The 17,191-nt window shown below is 42.7% G+C and carries 12 protein-coding genes and 1 pseudogene; 1 reads left to right on the top strand and 12 read right to left on the bottom strand.

What is annotated here, in order from left to right:
• Window positions 1-85: 85 nt before the first annotated feature.
• From HT718_RS00450 to HT718_RS00395, 11 genes and pseudogenes are all read right to left on the bottom strand, one after another.
• Window positions 86-946 (bottom strand): DUF4299 family protein, encoded by an 861-nt coding sequence (locus tag HT718_RS00450; RefSeq protein WP_173266564.1) that lies wholly within the window; start codon window positions 944-946, stop codon window positions 86-88.
• A gap of 121 nt (window positions 947-1,067) precedes the next feature.
• On the bottom strand, window positions 1,068-2,054 hold the full coding sequence (locus HT718_RS00445) for a rhodanese-related sulfurtransferase (protein ID WP_020899966.1): 987 nt from the start codon (window positions 2,052-2,054) through the stop codon (window positions 1,068-1,070).
• 131 nt (window positions 2,055-2,185) lie between these two features.
• Window positions 2,186-2,482, bottom strand: a complete 297-nt coding sequence (locus HT718_RS00440; protein ID WP_173266562.1) for a bacteriocin immunity protein — start codon at window positions 2,480-2,482, stop codon at window positions 2,186-2,188.
• A 67-nt stretch (window positions 2,483-2,549) separates the two neighbouring features.
• Window positions 2,550-3,259: pseudogene (locus HT718_RS00435) on the bottom strand (lysostaphin resistance A-like protein).
• 235 nt (window positions 3,260-3,494) lie between these two features.
• Window positions 3,495-4,979, bottom strand: a complete 1,485-nt coding sequence (locus HT718_RS00425) for an ABC transporter substrate-binding protein (protein WP_173266556.1) — start codon at window positions 4,977-4,979, stop codon at window positions 3,495-3,497.
• A gap of 103 nt (window positions 4,980-5,082) precedes the next feature.
• Window positions 5,083-6,006 carry a carbohydrate ABC transporter permease gene (locus HT718_RS00420; protein ID WP_000818351.1) on the bottom strand — a complete coding sequence of 308 codons (924 nt, stop codon included), beginning with the start codon at window positions 6,004-6,006 and terminating at the stop codon, window positions 5,083-5,085.
• Window positions 6,007-6,019: 13 nt separating this feature from the next.
• Window positions 6,020-6,949: a sugar ABC transporter permease gene (locus HT718_RS00415; RefSeq protein ID WP_001032151.1), complete on the bottom strand. Its 930-nt coding sequence runs from the start codon at window positions 6,947-6,949 to the stop codon at window positions 6,020-6,022.
• 207 nt (window positions 6,950-7,156) lie between these two features.
• A complete protein-coding gene (locus HT718_RS00410; protein ID WP_173266554.1) occupies window positions 7,157-9,037 on the bottom strand; it encodes a beta-N-acetylhexosaminidase in 1,881 nt (626 codons plus the stop codon).
• Window positions 9,031-9,900 (bottom strand): ROK family protein, encoded by an 870-nt coding sequence (locus tag HT718_RS00405; protein WP_173266552.1) that lies wholly within the window; start codon window positions 9,898-9,900, stop codon window positions 9,031-9,033. Before HT718_RS00405 ends, HT718_RS00410 begins: the two co-directional genes overlap by 7 nt.
• 83 nt (window positions 9,901-9,983) lie before the next feature.
• Entirely contained in the window at window positions 9,984-12,629 is a 2,646-nt protein-coding gene (locus HT718_RS00400; RefSeq protein ID WP_173266550.1) for an alpha-mannosidase, read from the bottom strand.
• 90 nt (window positions 12,630-12,719) lie between these two features.
• On the bottom strand, window positions 12,720-14,000 hold the full coding sequence (locus HT718_RS00395) for a glycoside hydrolase family 125 protein (protein WP_173266548.1): 1,281 nt from the start codon (window positions 13,998-14,000) through the stop codon (window positions 12,720-12,722).
• A gap of 170 nt (window positions 14,001-14,170) precedes the next feature.
• Between HT718_RS00395 and HT718_RS00390 the strand changes: the two genes are divergently transcribed.
• Window positions 14,171-16,267, top strand: coding sequence for a GH92 family glycosyl hydrolase (locus tag HT718_RS00390; protein ID WP_173266546.1), 2,097 nt, complete (start codon window positions 14,171-14,173; stop codon window positions 16,265-16,267).
• A 113-nt stretch (window positions 16,268-16,380) separates the two neighbouring features.
• Here the strand turns inward: HT718_RS00390 and HT718_RS09495 are convergent.
• Window positions 16,381-17,191, bottom strand: an 811-nt coding sequence (locus tag HT718_RS09495; protein WP_240147341.1) for an LPXTG cell wall anchor domain-containing protein, incomplete at its 5' end; no start/stop codon positions are given.

The raw sequence follows: 17,191 nt of genomic DNA, 5'->3' as shown, positions 1-17,191 counted from the left end.
TTTGATTTTCATTGAGTAGCAATCCTGTCTTTCATGGCAGGATTTTTTCTATGCCAAAAAGCAAGTCGATTGACCTGCTTCTGCTTTACTTTTCTTGTGCTAATGTTTTAAAATCTTGTCCTAGGATGGGTTGTACTTCTAATTGATTAGCATCTAGTTGGTGGTAAGATGCTGATGGTAGTGACTCTAGGAATTTTGCATAGCCCAAGCGAGCAATGGCTTCATAGTCTTCTGGTTTAGAGCCATCTCCTGTGATTTGAACCAAGTCAATTTCCCACTGGACTTCCTTATCCAGCAATTGCTCAATATAGGCTGCAGGAACAAATGGTTCTCTCGGTAACACTGTCTTGACTCCTTGAGCTAGATGGTAAACACCATGCACTTGCCCTTCTCCATCCTGATAGAAGGAAACTCTTGCAAAGTAGGCATCTGTCTCTTGAACCGCACGCACACGCGCTTCAAATTGAGCCAAGCCATCTTCCTCTAAAAAGCTTTTCAAGTCCTCATGACCAAAGAAAACAGGATTAAAAATTCCTTGGCAAATCGTAAAACGGGCTACAGTGTCTGCTAGATAGGCTTGAATACTTGCTCGGAAATAAGCTTCAAAATCAAAACCATCTAGTCCTTCAATCTCAGTTCCTGTATAAGCAAGTAGAGCATCTAAAAATGATTTGATAATCTGCCAGTCTGTCTGCGTTAGTAGGTCAGGAAGATCGACACGGTAAGCCTTTTGACCATCAGCATAACTGATCTTAAAAAGAAATTGTGATTGCCCCACTATCGCACACTCGATATACTCGAGACGATTAAGAGGCTGACGGAGATAGACTGCATCATAGCTGTGTGACTCCAAGCCATCTACTAATGCCAAGATAGACTTGGCAGTCAAAATTTCCTGTTCTCCTAAAATGCTCTGTTTATTTGGAATAAAAAATGTTTTCGCCATAACTGGACTCCTTTGAAATCGTTTACATATAGTATACCCTATTTTTCTGAAAGATACAGAAACAAACTTTAGATTTTTGAGTAAAAAGCATAGAAAAACAGCCCCTAAGGACTGTTTAATCTTATACAGTAGCTGCTTGATCCAAGCTTTCACCGATAGCAGCTAGGCGCTCAATCACTTCAGCTTGTGTCAATTCATTTTCTGAAACATAGCGGTTACGTGGGTGAACACGGCACTCATGTGAGCATCCACGAAGGTACTTGTCTTCATTTTCTTCTGATGTCAAGATACGACGGTTACAGAATGGATTTCCACAGTTGACATAACGTTCACATGGTGTTCCATCAAACCAGTCTTTTCCTACGATAGTTGGGTTGACATGGTTAACATCTACGGCAATACGCTCGTCAAAGACGTACATTTTCCCATCCCAAAGCTCACCTTGGACTTCTGGGTCTTTACCGTAAGTTGCGATTCCTCCGTGCAATTGGCCAACATCTTTGTAGCCTTCACGAACCATCCAACCTGAGAATTTCTCACAGCGAACACCACCTGTACAGTAAACCACGACGCGCTTGTCCATGAATTTTTCTTTGTTGTCACGAACCCACTGTGGCAACTCACGGAAGTTGCGGATATCTGGGCGGATAGCCCCACGGAAATGTCCTAAGTCGTACTCATAATCGTTACGTGTGTCAAGGACAACGGTATCTTCGTCAAGAAGGGCTTCTTTGAACTCTTTTGGAGACAAGTAAGCACCTGTTGTTTCAAGTGGGTTGATGTCGTTGTCAAAGTCGTTGTCTTCCAAACCAAGGTGGACAATTTCTTTCTTGTAGCGAACAAACATCTTCTTGAAGGCTTGTTCATTTTCTTCGTCAATCTTGAACCAGAGGTCTTCCATTCCTGGGAGGCTATGAACGTAGTCCATATATTTTTGAGTTGTTTCGTAGTCACCTGAAACTGTTCCATTAATTCCCTCGTCAGCGACTAGGATACGGCCTTTAAGGCCGATTGATTTACAGAAAGCCAAGTGGTCTGCAGCAAATTGCTCTGCATTTTCAATTGGAGTATAAAGGTAGTAAAGTAAGACACGAATATCTTTTGCCATAAGATTTGTTCTCTTTTCTATTCTTAAATTTTCTAAATTTTTTATTTATCCATACTAGTATACCTGCTTAAGAAAACGAATGCAATTTATTTGACTGGAAATTTTAGAAGGTGGCCTGTCCCTGCACTTCATCAGTAACCATAGCGAATCGCCGACAATTCTCTCAATTTTTTGATTTGCTCAGCTTGACTTTCTGACAAAGTCAGCTTATTGTCAATCAACACACGTGAGATGTCAACATTCATTTGACTCAATATAAATGGAGTCGAAGTCCCATCGTTCTTTAATCGTCTTTTATAAATCACTAATTGATTTTTCAAGGGGGTCAGTTGAGACACTTCCTTTATATCTTCTACTAGATAATCTATGATAGTCATGGCTTCACAACGCCTTTCACTTCCTCCTGCAAACCATTTTAATGTTGTCATTCTTATTTTCCTCCTGAAACTCACTTATAAATTGATAAACTATCATTCCTAACTCTGTACCAATACTTTACCCAAATACCCTGTTTAAAAAAGTCAGCAAAAATGGTAATGTTGCGAAAATATTATTGATCACATGCACCGCATAGGAAGGATAAATACTCTTGGTATAGCGGGTCAAACTAGCAAAGATGATGCCAGATGTTGCAAAGATGAAGATATCTAACAAACTAGGCAGGCTTGAAAAATGAGGAAGAGCAAATAAAATTGACGGAAGAAGCAAATCAAGGCCAAATCTCGAATGCTTAAAAAAGGCGTGTTGCAGTAATCCTCTATAGATCAGCTCTTCCATAAGTGGAGTCAGAAAGAACAAAGTTATATAGATACCTAGCTCAGCAAAGTTGGTCCCACTATAACCGATCAATACAGCCCAACCTTCAGCAGTTGACTGAACATGTTTAGCTGTCTGAACGTTAAAAGAGATCTGGAGCACTACCACTAATACTGTCAAAATCGAATACCAAAGCCATTTTTTTCTTGGAATGCGAAAGAGATAACCATGGCCTGTCTTAATCAGAATCCAAATCATGACTCCGCTAAATAGCAAACTCAAGAGATTTCTAATCCAGAAAAAATTGCCAATCTGGGAAGAAAATTGCCAATCTGGGAAGAAAATTGCCAATAATTTTGGACAATAAGCGTTAGCTGAGAAAGGCCAAATACGAAAAATAGGTAAGACAAGACTGCACTTATTTTGAAGACAAGCTGATACTTTTTCATGTGATCCCTCCTTTGTAAACTCGAACATCTCTAATATAAGCCATATTTCCCCAAATTCTTGCTCTAAATCCTAAATAGTGCTTGAGATTTCCTAAATGGTTAAAATAATGAAAATGAGAGAACAGGAATATCTATGTCTTTGTTTCAAAAAATCACTGCCTTCCCCAGATAAGTCTGAGGAAAACAGTGATTACATTTTTAGGAATTAGGAATGAATACACAAAATCAATTGATCTTATGATTTTTTGTTTTTCAAGAATTCATCGTATTGTTTTTGCATTTCGTTCAATACTTTTTCGTAGGCACCTTCAGATTTCAATTTTTCCATCAATTCTGGAATAGCTTTATCTGGGTCTACAGTACCAGTGTTGATAGCTGTATCGAATTGTTGCATTGTGTTAGAGATTGCTGAGATTTCAGATTTCACACTGTCAGTGTTAAAAATGAATCCAAGCGCTGGAGATTCTTTAGCTTCTGCCAATTGTTTCTTAGAATCTTCGATTTGTTGGTCTGTAACGTTTTCGTTGATGTAAAGAATCCAGTTGTTACCAGTGTTCCATCCACCCATGTGAGTGTTTCCTTTGTAGCCATCAAGAACGCGAACACGGTTTTCTTTACCTGAAATTTTTTCCCAGTTCTTGCCTTCTGGACCATAAACAAGACCATTCAAGAGTTCTGGGTTAGTGTTCAAGAGGTTCAACACTTCCATTGATTTTTCTTTGTTCTTAGAGTTATTTGAGATGACAAAGTTAGCAACTTGTGTTGTTTGGTTTTTCTTGATGAAGTTAGTGATTGGTTTGATTTGGATATCTTTGTTCGCAACACGTGAAAGCAAGCTGTTACCGTAGTCAGCTGGTCCTACTGTTTCTTCACGAACGAACCAAGTATCTTGTTGAAGGTCAAATGAAGTATCGCTTGTTGCTACGTCTTTTGGAATGTAGCCAGCTTCATAGAATTTGTGAAGAATCTTCAAGTGTTCTTTGAAACGAGGTACTTCGTAACGGTTTACAATCTTAGTAGTGTCCCCTTCAAGGTCAATAACGAATGGAAGTCCGTTTGGAACTGGGTAGTCAAAATTATCAGATGGGATGAAGTTCTTAGTTACCGCAAATGGCACTACATCTGGAGCTTTTTCTTTGATTTGTTTCAAGACTGGTTCAAGTGTTTCATATGAAGTGACACCTGAAATATCGATACCGTATTTAGCAAGAAGAGTTCCGTTAAAGGCGAAGTTTTGAGATGATGCAACGTTGGCTGCAACTGGAACTGCGTAAATTTTACCGTTAATGCTGTTACCTTTGATGTAAGCTGGGTCAAGTGCTTTGTAAAGCTCTGCCCCTTCTTTCTTGTACAAGTCAGTCAAGTCAGCATAGGCACCTTTTTGAGCATTTACAACATAGTTAGATGCAAAGGCGATATCGTAATTTTCACCAGATGATGTGATAACTGACATTTTCTTATCATAGTCACCCCATCCAAGATATTGGATATCCAATTTGGCACCAACTTTTTCACCGATGATTTTGTTAGCATTTTCTAGCAATTCATCCAAGTTATCTGGTTTGTCACCGATTTGGTACATTTTGATAACAGGTTTTTCACCTGAAGCTGAATCAGCAGCTTTCTTGTTGTTACCTGAAAGGTTTCCACAAGCAGCGAGACCAGCAGCCAAAGCGACTACGCTAGCAGATGCAAAAGCATATTTTTTCCAGTTTTTCATGACAAAAACTCCTTTTTTTATTTTTAAACTTATAAACAATGTAATGATCTTAACTTCACGCAAGGAAAGTTTGGAAATTAGAAAGGGTATTTCTCGACAAGTACTATTCTTTCACACCACCGATAGTCAAACCTTTTACAAAGTAGCGTTGGAAGAATGGATACAAAATCGCGATTGGAAGGGTTGCGACCACAACCATGGCCATACGACCTGTTTCTTTTGGAAGAGCAACTCCCAGTTGACCAGAAAGGCCGACTGCTTTGGCGATGTAATCCATATTTTGTTGGATTTGCATGAGCAAATATTGCAATGGATACAAGTTGTCACTCTTAATGTAAAGAAGGGCGTTGAACCAGTCATTCCAGAAACCAAGAGCTGTCAAGAGCGTGATGGTTGCGATACCTGGTAGTGACAATGGTAAACAGATTTGGAAGAAGATCCGGGCTTCACTGGCACCATCGATACGAGCAGATTCTAGAATAGCTTCTGGAATGGTCTTCTTAAAGAAGGAACGCATCAAGATGATGTTAAATGGTGAGAGAAGCATTGGAACAATCAAGGCCCAAACTGTATCACCAAGTTGAAGCAAACGAGTGACCACGATATAGCCTGGTACCAAACCAGCATTGAACAACATACTAAGAAGGGCAAAGATCGTAAAGAATCTGCGATACTTAAAGGTTGTCCGTGAAATGGCGTAAGCATAAGTTGTTGTGATAAAAACGTTTGTGATAGTCCCCACCACTGTTACAAAGACTGAGATGAAGAGGGCTTGGAGGATTTTATCCTTAAACTGTGCCAAAAATTCAAAACCGTCTAATCCAAATTGGGATGGGAAGAAGCTATATCCATTTTGAAGGATACTCTTTTCATCTGTCACCGAAATAACAATAACGAATACGAAGGGTAGGATACAAGAGAGGGCGATCAAACCAGAAATGGTACTGAAGAAGATATCTGCTTTCTTACTGAAGGAGTGAATGCCGACATTATCAATTTTTTCTTTTTTAATTTTCTTTTCTGCCATATTCTCCTCCTTTCTAGAACAAGGCTGAGTTTGGATCAACTCGTCTTGCAAGTAAGTTTGATAGGATAACCAAAAGCAAACCGACTACTGATTGGTAGAGACCTGCCGCTGAAGCCATCCCGATATCCGCTGTCTGGGTCAAACCATTATAAACATATACGTCCAAGACGTTGGTTACGTTATAAAGCTGACCAGCATTATGGGGGATTTGGTAGAAGAGACCGAAGTCTGCACGGAAGATATTTCCTACTGCCAGGATAGTCAATACGGTTACCAACGGTGTTAACTGTGGAATGGTTACATTGCGAATTCGTTGCCATTTGCTAGCACCGTCCACCGTTGCTGCTTCATAGTAGGTTGGATCAATTCCCATGATTGTTGCATAGTACATGACACTGCTATATCCAAAACCTTTCCAAATACCTAGGAAAAGTAGGAGATATGGCCAGATACCTAAGTCAGCGTAGAAATTGATTTCCTTCATTCCGATAGACTCTAGGAAATGGTTGAACACCCCTTTATCAATGTTTAGGAAGGCATCTGTAAAGAAACTGATGATAACCCAAGACAAGAAGTAAGGGAACAACATGGAAGTTTGGAAGATCTTAACCATTCTCTTAGAACGGAGTTCACTGAGAATAATGGCAATCCCTACAGATACAATTAAACCAATAAAGATAAAGCCGAGATTGTAGAGGACAGTATTTCGTGTAATAATAAAGGCGTCTTTTGAACTAAATAAGAATCTGAAATTATCGAGTCCGACCCATTTACTATTCATGATACTATCTATGAAACCATTACTAGTCATGTGGTAGTCTTTGAAGGCAACCACGTTCCCAAATACTGGAATGTAGAAGAATAGAATCAACCAGAGTGCCCCTGGCAAAACCATCAAGAGAAAGATCCAGTTATCTCTCAAGGTTTTTGAAAACTTATTCATAATTTCCTCCCTTTTTTATTTTGATACCCATCTAAAAATTCCTTTTTAGACTTTTGATAACGATTACATTATTAGTATACTCCTATTTGAAGGTTAGGTTAAACTACTAATTATAGAAAAAACTCCACAAATTATTTTATGTGGAGTACTTTTGAAGAAAGGGATGTTTCACGAGAAACACTCTGCATAAGCCACAGTATTCTTGTTCTAAGTCGTGTAAATCGTTGAGGCTGTCGCGATGGTATGCCACTGGTTGGCTGTTGTAGCTGCGAAATCCTTATCTGCGTAGAAGTCAGTAAATGGCAGGATTTCCACTTCTAACTCGTCAATACGGTCAAGCTGACCTGCCAGATAAGCCTCAATACGACTTTCTGCTCGCTTGATGCGTTGCAAGAGTCCGCCCATACGGATGTCAACTGTATCCAAGCCAAAGACCTTGTTTTCTTTCAGCCATTGGTGGCTAAAGAGAGCATGGAAGTGTTCGATTTGGCTTCTGAGTTCTGGTAATTCTTGTCTTGCGATTTCTTGCAGATTGTCCTTATCATCCGTTTGGTAAGCCTGACGAATGCGTCGTCCCACATCGACTTTGCTACTTAAAATATGGTTCAACTGGGCCTGAGTTTCAAAAAGATAGGCATAGTTTCCAGCTTTTTCTTTAATGTCAGCAAGCGTCTCAGAAGCCTGAGAGAAGTGTGGCTTGTCCTGTTCAGGTGTCATGTGTCGATCAAGAATCGGGCAGAGAACATCCTGATAAAAGACATAGCGGTTGGGATTGATGCCACTGAGATTGCTTGGTAGGTCTGGCAAGAGGTTGGCAAGGTCAATCTGCATAAAATCTTCAACCGATAGACCTGTATTGGTCTGGAAATGAGCAGACAGTCGGTCTAGGTCATTGCGATAGCTGAGTTCTGCCCAGATTTGCAAGCTCGGTAAGATAGAGAATTGGGCTGTTTCACCACCATTATCTCCCCAACCCGTCACAATGACTTCTTTGATGTCATTGGCACGGCAGGCTTTATTGGCCTCGATAGCCACTAGACGGCTGAAATGATTATTGGGTGTGAAACCAATCCACTTCCAAGCACCACCTGCAAAGGCGATATCCTGACTAATCTTGTGGTGGTTACTAAAGTTGCGATTGTATTTTTCCTCGCTATCCTGATAATAGTCCCAGTAAACCAAGGTTACACGGTCTTTGAGACGGTCTAGGTAGATACGAGTTTCTTCTGGAATTTCCACATCACGGTCGTACTGGCCATCTGCTGACATGAGCTTGAAGAACATATCGCTCCACATCTGGCAGTGGAATCCATATTTGTCTGCAATATCCAGCACGCGCTCCAAGTGTTGGCACATGAGAAGACTACGATCCACAACACCGTTTAAGATAAGATAGCGTCCCAAACCAACCAAGTGGGCTTCGTCCATCCCGATATTGACCTTGCGAGTCTTCAGTTTAGATAGAGTAGCAAACATGCCGTCAATCAGGTCATAAACCTTTTCTTCGCCGATAAGGAGGATATCCTCCACATCACGGAGCTCCTGCACTTCCTTGACACCCCATTTAACGAAGGCCGACAAGTGGGCCAAGGTCTGGATGCAAGGCACAAAGGTCATGTCAAACTGTTGGGCATAGGCTTCGATTTCCTGCAACTCCTCAGCCGAATAAGCCCCGCGGAAATAGCCAAAGTAAGGTTGTCCTTCAATCTGGTAGGTGTCTTCCATATAGAGCTCAAAGGTTGAGTAACCCATGAGAGCCAAGACCTCAATCATCTGCTTGGCAGAAGCCACATTCAGCACCGCATTTCGTGAACAGTCAGCCATATAGGCTAAATCTTCATAAGCCGCCTGTTCCTCAATCTCTACTTTGTTACCTTCTACTAGAGCTGCTGCCAACAAGGACAAGGAGCGATAGAGTTGATGAGGTTTACGGTAGGTCAATTGATAATGACCACCCTCACCCTTGATAGAGATAGAAGCTTGGTCAGACTGAGCGACAGCTACCTCTACATCTGGTAGCGAAATGTGCTTTGTCAGCAAGTCGATTGCCTGAGTTTGTTTGTCACTAATTCCTGTAAATCTTACCATTGATTTTCCTCCTGTAACCAGTTGACAAGGGCACCGTAAAGATTAGCATCTGCATGATAGGTGCAGGCTTGGATAACTGGTGCGACCGTATATTCTTCGTAGGTATCGACAAAGTCATCTACAGCCTTCTTGACACCTTGAATAAAATCTGGATTTTGACTGATAGAGCCTCCCAGACTGATGACATCTGGGTCGATGAGATACTGAATATTGAGCAAGCCTTGCGCCAGATTACGGTTCATGCGCTCAATGGCTTCTTGACAAAGGGCATTTCCTGCTTCGGCCTCTTGGTAAATCTTGCGACCGTCCCAGTCAGTCTGACCAGATTTTTCAATCACGTAGCGCACCATATTCCCAGTTGACGCTAGTTGCGACCAGTTGTTGAGCTTTTCAGCAGGGGCAAGGGTTGTCATGTAGCCAAATTCCCCACCCAGGCCGTGGCGACCTCGGTGAAGTCTCCCATTGATAATCATGGCTCCGCCAATCCCTGTCCCAATCACGACACAGGCTGCATTTTCAAGTTCTGGATAAGCCAGTAATTCACTGAGTCCAACGCAGTTGGCATCATTTTCTAGATGGACAGGAATCTGATAAGAGCTAAGCGTCTCATACCACGAAAAGCCGTGAATGTAGGGCACCGCACTGAAGCCATCAATCACACCTGTCTCTTGATTGACAGCGCCTGGAACGCTCATAGCAATCCCGCTGTAATCCTGTTCTGACAAGCACTGGTCTATCCAAGCTAATAAATCCTCCAAACTTTCTGGAGTTGGAATGCTTTTCTTATCCAATATTTTCCCATCAGGAGTAAGACTGGCAAACTTAATCCCAGTCCCTCCGATATCAATCGTTGCAATGGTCATTGTTTTTACCATAAAAAGGGGCGAATCAGCAGTTAGTTCTTACCTTTTCACCCCTCCTTTCTTTTTATGTTTACTTTTTGAAATTAAATTTCTTCTTTTTTAATCAATTCTGTACGAATTTCTTGTGGAGCCAATAGTCCTGAATGAACTGGATATGATTGCTCAAGTAAGTCAAGAATGGTTTGTTGGTGTTCTGATATGCGCACATTTTCTTGACTCATATTGTAGTAACGGAGGACATAGCCTTCTTCATTTTCAGCTACTTTAAAGGCTGTTGGGCAAACTTGTGGTAAGCTGAGTGCCGCATGACTCAAGAGGCTACCAGTCGCAGCAACACTTCCTTCTTGTTTAGCAACCTGAAGACTAGTGAATGGTGTTTGAAAGGCTTTGGCACGACGGAAGGCTGAGAAGCGTTCCTGAGCTTGGTGGCATTCAAGCGCAAACTCGACTTCAAACTCACGCAAGCATTGTGCTTCTGGTGTTGGGAAGTAGCCCCAGTCACCCAACTCACCTGATGCACGCAGAATGGTCACTGCAATGGTGTCGTCTCCAAGGATTTCGTATTCATTCAATCCCTTGTTGGATACAGTCACACCTTTTTCATCGTCATACAGACTGACAAAGGCTTGTTGGTGTTGAGGATTTTCAGGATTTTCCCATGAAGCAGCTGGTTTGTTTGGTCGTGTCACTACCTCATAGATACTTTCAGAATCATTGCTTGGACGCGTGTTGTGAGTCTTAACCAAAAGACGGATACGGTGGTCTTTGGCAGTGTTAGTAAAGCGAGTTTTGCAACGGATTTGTGGATTATCAACGAAGACAGTCATCTCAGTTTCAAGAGGAATGCTTGTCAATTCTTCTGACCGTCCAGCCTCACGCTTCATAAACTCGATGATGCCTTTTTGCTCTTCTTCTAGTTTTTCATCCGCACTGACAGGAACAGTCAATTCATGTTTGAGCAAAATTTTAGCATAGCGAGCTGTGTTTTCCAAGACCTCGTAGCCCTTAAGCTCTGCATAGATAGGCTCTGTTCCTTTTGGTTGGAAATAAATATACTCGTTTCCGATGTCACCACGATCCTCAAAACGGATAAAATCTTCATAGGATTCGTGAGTTGTCTTGTCATAAACTGTGATATTGTCATCCACACTCACCCTTACAAATGGTGTATCAATCACCCCGTTTTGGTAAATACCATCACGGTGTTCTTGTTCTCCTTCCAGCAATTGGAAAGTTGTCCAAGAAAGTGGCGCTAGGTGAACTGGGATGGTCACGCGCACTTGTCGAGCGATACGAGCTTGGCGGAACTTGTCTTTTGGTAAATCGTACTCAAAATTAGCCCCCAAATCTTCGATTTTAGCCTCTACAGGACGACCATCCAAGTCCTCCACACGATAACTTGGTAAGGTTAAGGCAGCCATCTTCTTATATCCCTCTGTTGGGTGCAATTCCTTGAAATCACAAGTCGCCACATCAATCACTGTGCTGACCGTATCGACCTTATCATGCAAGCCTGTGTTAATGACAGTAAAGAGATGGTCGCTTTGAGCCTTAGCTGTAGCTACTTTGCTCTTCCACTCATTCAGAAGATTGCTCTTCACAAAGTTTCCAACTTGGTTAACCTTGGCAAAACGAGTTTCCATCTCGCGGTGGACTTCGTCCACGCTACAGCCACAGATGCTATCATGCGGTGCATTTTGCAAAAGAGTTTTCCAAGCATAGGTCAACTGGTCCTTGTGGTTGTGGCCCCCAGTGATAATAGTCAAGGGTTCTACAACTTGCTCTAGGAGGTTGCTATTTTCTTGGAAGGCTTGTTTGAGGTAAATGCGGGATGAAGAAGTGTTGGCAAGTGTGTACCAGCCGTCTGTTTCCTGACTGGTCAACTCACCTGTAACCGTTGATAAGTGTTCAGGCAGGGCACCTTCCACAGCTTGAACATATTCATCAAAGGAACTGTGAACAAAGGTCACGTCAGGGAATAGTTCATTTGCCACACGAATAGCTTCGCTCAGATTTTTCTGTACAGGCTGGTGGTCACAGCCGTTCATCATCAACCATTGGTTAGTCGAAGCGTAGGCACGCACATCTGACAATTTTTGTTTCCAGAAGGTCAAGGCCTCATCTTTATCAACTGGAATTTCATTCCCGTTACTGTACCAGTTGGCAAAGAGAATCCCAAGAACACGACTTCCGTCCGCACCCTGCCAGTACATTTCTGAAAACTGGGAAGTAAACTGCTCATCTTCGAGGACTTGGTTATCAAACCCAATCGGTTTCACACCACGACCAAAGGCTGCCACGTGAATGCCTGATTTTTGAAGAATTTGAGGCGCTTGTCCCATATTTCCAAAGGTATCTGGGAAGTAACCAATCTGGGTTGATTTGCCCCATTTTGCACATTCTGCTTGACCAATCAAGGTATTGCGAACGTTGGCTTCACTGGAGATCAAGTAGTCATCCTGCAAGATATAAAAGGGACCAATCTTCAATTTTCCTTCGTCAATGTAGCGTTGGACTTTGTCGCGATTTTCAGGGCGAATCTCCAAGTAGTCATCAAGGACAATGGTTTGACCATCCAAGTGGAAGCTCTTGAATTCAGGGTCATTTTCAAAGAGATCAAAGAGAGTGTCAAACAATTCCACCAACTGCATACGGTGGCTTTCAAAAGGCAAGTACCACTCACGGTCCCAGTGACTATGTGAGATAATATGTACGACAACATTTTCCATGAAGTAAAACCTCATTCTAAATTAAATTTTTAATGTTTTAAATGTAAATTTGTGATTCTGACAAGAATCAGTTGCGCTAAAGCGTGTTCCTTAGCGGATATCCAAGTAATCCAAGACCAACTCACAGAACATCATGTTGGCCCAAGAGAACCATTCACGTGAGTAGAGGGTCGGATCATCTACGTGGAAGCTTTCGTGCATCACACCTGTTCCACCATCACAAGCAACCAGCTGATCTAGCAAGAATTTTTTCTCAGCTTTATCTGTAGCTGTCAAGCCTTGGATAGAAAGGGCGATTGGCCAGATATAGCGATAGAAGGTATGAGAACTTCCGAGACCGCTAGCGTATTCTCCTTGGTAGAAGTAGGGATTTTCAGGGCTCAGAATGGTGCGACGAGTTGCTTGATACACTTCATCATCGACCGAACAGTAGCCCAGATAAGGCGCAGCCAACAAACTTGGTACATTTGGATCATCCATGATGCTAGCATTTCCTAAACCGTCTACTTCAAAAGCATAGATCTTCTCGCCCTTGCTGTTAGTCATGTAGGCGTAATTTTCAATCCCTTCTTGGATTTCAGCTTGCAGACGTTTAGCGTCAGCAATGATGCTTTCACTATCAGCTAGATTCAATGTAGCAAAGATTTCTTGGACATAACCTAAGACAACCACCGCAAACATATTTGATGGAATCAAGTAGCTATATTGACAACAATCATCACTTGGACGAAAAGCTGACCAGGTCATTCCTGTCACGGCAAAGTCAGGACCAAAACCATCATTTACCAAAGTGTCTTCCTTACGGTCCGTATCTCGGACAAAACGATAAGGAGAGTTGTTGTGGTCTTGTTCCACTGTCCAGAGGTGAAGAATTTCCTTGGTCGCTGCGACAAAAGTCTCATCAAACTGACTAGTCTCGCCAGTCTCTTTCCAAAGGAGATAAGCCAGCTGCAAAGGATAGCAAAGCGAGTCCACCTCATACTTGCGTTCCCATATCCAGCCATTGAGATCTGTATGATCGGTCTCGTGGTGCCCCCTCCAGTTTTCCTCTATGTTGAAGGAGTTGGCATAAGGATCCTTGAGTACCAAGGTCATCTGACGTTTGACCAAACCTGCAATGGTCTGACGCAGGAAGGCATCTCTTTTAGCCACATGCAAGTAGGGTCTGAGTTGGGCTGTCGAATCCCGAAGCCACATAGCAGGAATATCCCCAGTCAATACAAAAGTTGAACCATCTTCTAGGATTTCAACCGTATTGTCCAAGGTGTCTGTATAACAACGCTCAAATACATCCACCCACTCTGGATGGTCCTTAGCCCGCTCTGCCACTTCATCTAGCCATTCTCTAACAATTTCTTTTGAATAAATCATCGTGCAGTATCCTCTTTCAAACAAGTTTCATTTTCAGTATATAGCTTTTGAGACAGAAAATACATACACAAATGATAGTCATTTTTCTACAAAATAGTTATCTTTGAAACTCCTTTTCTAAAGGCTATCTTTTTCTGATATAATGTAGAAAAACAGCTAAAGGAAAGACTATGAAACCACTACTTGAAACCATCGATACCCGCTTTGGAACTGCCAGCAAGCATGCCTTCTCTCGGGGAAATACCCTGCCTTACACAGGCGTGCCTTTTGGGATGAATTACTTTGTGCCCCAGACCAGTGACCAGGAGGGCTCTTGGTTTTTTGATCCACATCTGCCTATCTTTCAGGGGATTCGATTAACCCACCAGCCCAGTCCTTGGATTGGGGACTACTCTTGGCTCCTTCTGACACCTGTCACAGGCCAACTGGGTGGAGACAGCCTCTTTCACCGCCAGTCTTCCTATGACATAGATAAGACCTCTTTCAAACCTCATTATCTGAAGATTTTCTCCCTGCGCTATCAGATTGAAACCCAGCTCACACCGACTTGCTACGGTGCTTCTATTCGTTTGGAGCAAAAGCAAGGCAAAGCCCTCTCCCTCTACCTTCACGTAGCAGATAAACTGACAGTGGAGCGAGTAGATAAGCGAACTCTTGCCCTCCGACAAGAAGGTAAAACTGAAACCAACAAAAATTCGCTAACGATGTTCACTGCCCTGCAAATGAATACGGATATTCTTGCTGTCAGCCAAGAAGGGAGAGACTGGCGAATTGACTTAGCAAGTAGCCATACTGAGATTCAGCTAGCCACTTCTTTCATCTCTCCTTCTCAAGCACTGCTTAATCTACCTCAAAAGGACTTTGATAGCTGTAAATCAAGTGCCCAAGCCGACTGGAAAAATCTCCTCCATCGTTTTGACGTTATCGAGACAGGAGAGGCTGACCGAACCTTCTTTGACCACTGCCTTTACAGACTCTTCCTCTTCCCACAGACTTTTTATGAGATTGATGAATCAGGGCAAGCCATCCACATGGATCTGGCTACTGGCACTGTCAAGCCCGGTGTTCTCTTCAGCAACAATGGTTTCTGGGATACCTTCCGCACCACCTTCCCCCTCTTTGCCCTTATCATACCGGAACACTACCACCGCTTTTTAGAAGGTTTCCTCAATAGCTACCGCGATACTGGTTTCCTTCCAAAATGGCTAGCTCCAGATGAACGTGGCATGATGCCTGGTACACTTTTAGACGGTATTATCGCAGATAGCGCCTGCAAGGACATGGCCCCCGACTTGGAAGAAGAACTCCTCCAAGCCATGCTTGAAACAGCCAGCAAGACCGACCCTCTCGGCATCAATGGCCGTCACGGACTAACCCAATACCAAGAACTAGGCTACCTCTCTATCGACCACCACGAAAGCGTCAGCCATACCCTAGACTATGCCTATAGCGACTTTTGTATCGCAAGCTGTGCCGAGAAACTAGGGAAAATAGAAATCGCTGAGACCTACAAGGCCGCATCACACAATTACCGCCATCTATTTGATACTGATACAGGTTACATGCGAGCGCGTGATGGTCAAGGCAACTTCCGCCCTGACTTTTCTCCTTATAGTTGGGGACGTGATTATGCCGAATGTTCAGCCATCCAAGCAACTTTAGGCGTTCTCCACGACATCCCAGGCTTAATCCAACTTATGGGTGGAAAAGAAGCATTCAGCAACTATCTTTTGAAAACCTGTCAGGAGGCTCCCCTCTTTGAGACAACAGGCTATGGCTACGAGATTCATGAAATGAGCGAGATGGCTACTGCTCCTTTTGGACAAATAGCCATTTCCAACCAGCCGAGCTTCCACATTCCTTATCTCTTCCGCTACAGCAACTACCCTGACTATACTGCCCTTCTCATCAAGACTCTCCGTCAGAAAGCCTTTCATCCAAGTTGGGAAACCTATCCTGGCGATGAAGACAATGGTAGTCTCTCTGCTTGGTACATCTGGTCAGCTCTCGGTTTCTATCCAACCTGTCCAGGCAAGCCCAGCTATGATCTCGGAATCCCTCTCTTTGACCACCTCCGAATCTATCTGGCTAAAGAAGATAAATGGCTGGATATCCATACTAAACAAAACTACAGCCATTTTAACTTTGTAAAAGAATGCCGACTAGATAATACCTCTATAACTAGCATTCAACACCAAGACCTCTTAAAAGCTGAACAACTAACTTTCACCCTCAGCTGGTTACCAAGTCAGCCGTCCACTTCCTGAAATGCAAAAATCTCCTAGCAGGCTTTCCTGCTAGGAGATTTTCTTATGAGAGGTACTTGTTCAAGCTTTGAAAATCGGATTTATCATCTGATGTTTATCAAACAATCTACCAATTAAGCTTCTTCGTCTTCTTTACGACGACGACCTGCAAGACCAAGACCAAGTAATGCACTTGCTGCAGCTGCTACCATAGCTACAGTAGAATCTGCTGTACCTGTATTTGGTAATTCTTTAGCTCCTTTACGCGCATTTGCTTGAGCTGATGTTGCTTGGCTAGCATTAGATGCTGCCTTAGCTTTGTCAGCGTCTGTCAAATTGCTTGGATCTTTAACCGCTGTTGCTGATGGATCTTTAACTCCTTCTGAATCATTAGCTTTCGCTACTGCTTTATCAGCTGGAATTACTGCTGTTGAGCCATCTGGGAAGGTTACAGTTGTTGTTCCATCTTTGCCAACTTTAACATCTGTTGCTGTTGGGTTAGATTTCTTAACTTCGTCTGCTACCTTAGCTTTTTCTGCGTCTGTCAAGTTGCTTGGATCCTTAACTGATGTCGCTGATGGAGCCTTAACGCCTTCTGAATCTTTAGACTTGTTGGCTGGTTTAGCTGTTTGATCCTGCGCTACTGGTGTGTTCTTACCTGCATCTGTAGCTGGTGTACTTGGATTTTGAACGCCTTCTGCATCTTTAGCTTTCTCAACTGCTTTAGCTGCTGGGATTTCTGCTGTTGATCCATCTGGGAAGGTTACAGTCGCTGTTCCATCTTTACCTACTTCAACATCTTTCGCTGTTGGGTTAGATTTCTTAACTTCGTCTGCTACTTTAGCTTTTTCTGCGTCTGTTAAGTTAGCTGGATCTTTAACTGGTGTCTTAGCTTCTGGATCTTTAACGCCTTCTGCATCTTTAGCTTTCTCAACTGCTTTAGCT

The organism is Streptococcus sp. 714 (assembly GCF_013277115.1).
In the GTDB taxonomy this organism is placed as follows: domain Bacteria; phylum Bacillota; class Bacilli; order Lactobacillales; family Streptococcaceae; genus Streptococcus.
The sequence above is the reverse complement of the archived record's forward strand: the minus strand, read 5'-3'. Positions and strand labels throughout refer to the sequence as shown.

Coding starts and splice junctions, on each gene's coding strand:
- HT718_RS00405 (WP_173266552.1), bottom strand. CDS start 9,900: ATGACCATTGCAACGATTGATATCGGAGGGACTGGGATTAAGTTTGCC.
- HT718_RS00420 (WP_000818351.1), bottom strand. CDS start 6,006: ATGGCAGAAAAGAAAATTAAAAAAGAAAAAATTGATAATGTCGGCATT.
- HT718_RS00415 (WP_001032151.1), bottom strand. CDS start 6,949: ATGAATAAGTTTTCAAAAACCTTGAGAGATAACTGGATCTTTCTCTTG.
- HT718_RS00395 (WP_173266548.1), bottom strand. CDS start 14,000: ATGATTTATTCAAAAGAAATTGTTAGAGAATGGCTAGATGAAGTGGCA.
- HT718_RS00450 (WP_173266564.1), bottom strand. CDS start 946: ATGGCGAAAACATTTTTTATTCCAAATAAACAGAGCATTTTAGGAGAA.
- HT718_RS00390 (WP_173266546.1), top strand. CDS start 14,171: ATGAAACCACTACTTGAAACCATCGATACCCGCTTTGGAACTGCCAGC.
- HT718_RS00440 (WP_173266562.1), bottom strand. CDS start 2,482: ATGACAACATTAAAATGGTTTGCAGGAGGAAGTGAAAGGCGTTGTGAA.
- HT718_RS00425 (WP_173266556.1), bottom strand. CDS start 4,979: ATGAAAAACTGGAAAAAATATGCTTTTGCATCTGCTAGCGTAGTCGCT.
- HT718_RS00445 (WP_020899966.1), bottom strand. CDS start 2,054: ATGGCAAAAGATATTCGTGTCTTACTTTACTACCTTTATACTCCAATT.
- HT718_RS00410 (WP_173266554.1), bottom strand. CDS start 9,037: ATGGTAAGATTTACAGGAATTAGTGACAAACAAACTCAGGCAATCGAC.
- HT718_RS00400 (WP_173266550.1), bottom strand. CDS start 12,629: ATGGAAAATGTTGTCGTACATATTATCTCACATAGTCACTGGGACCGT.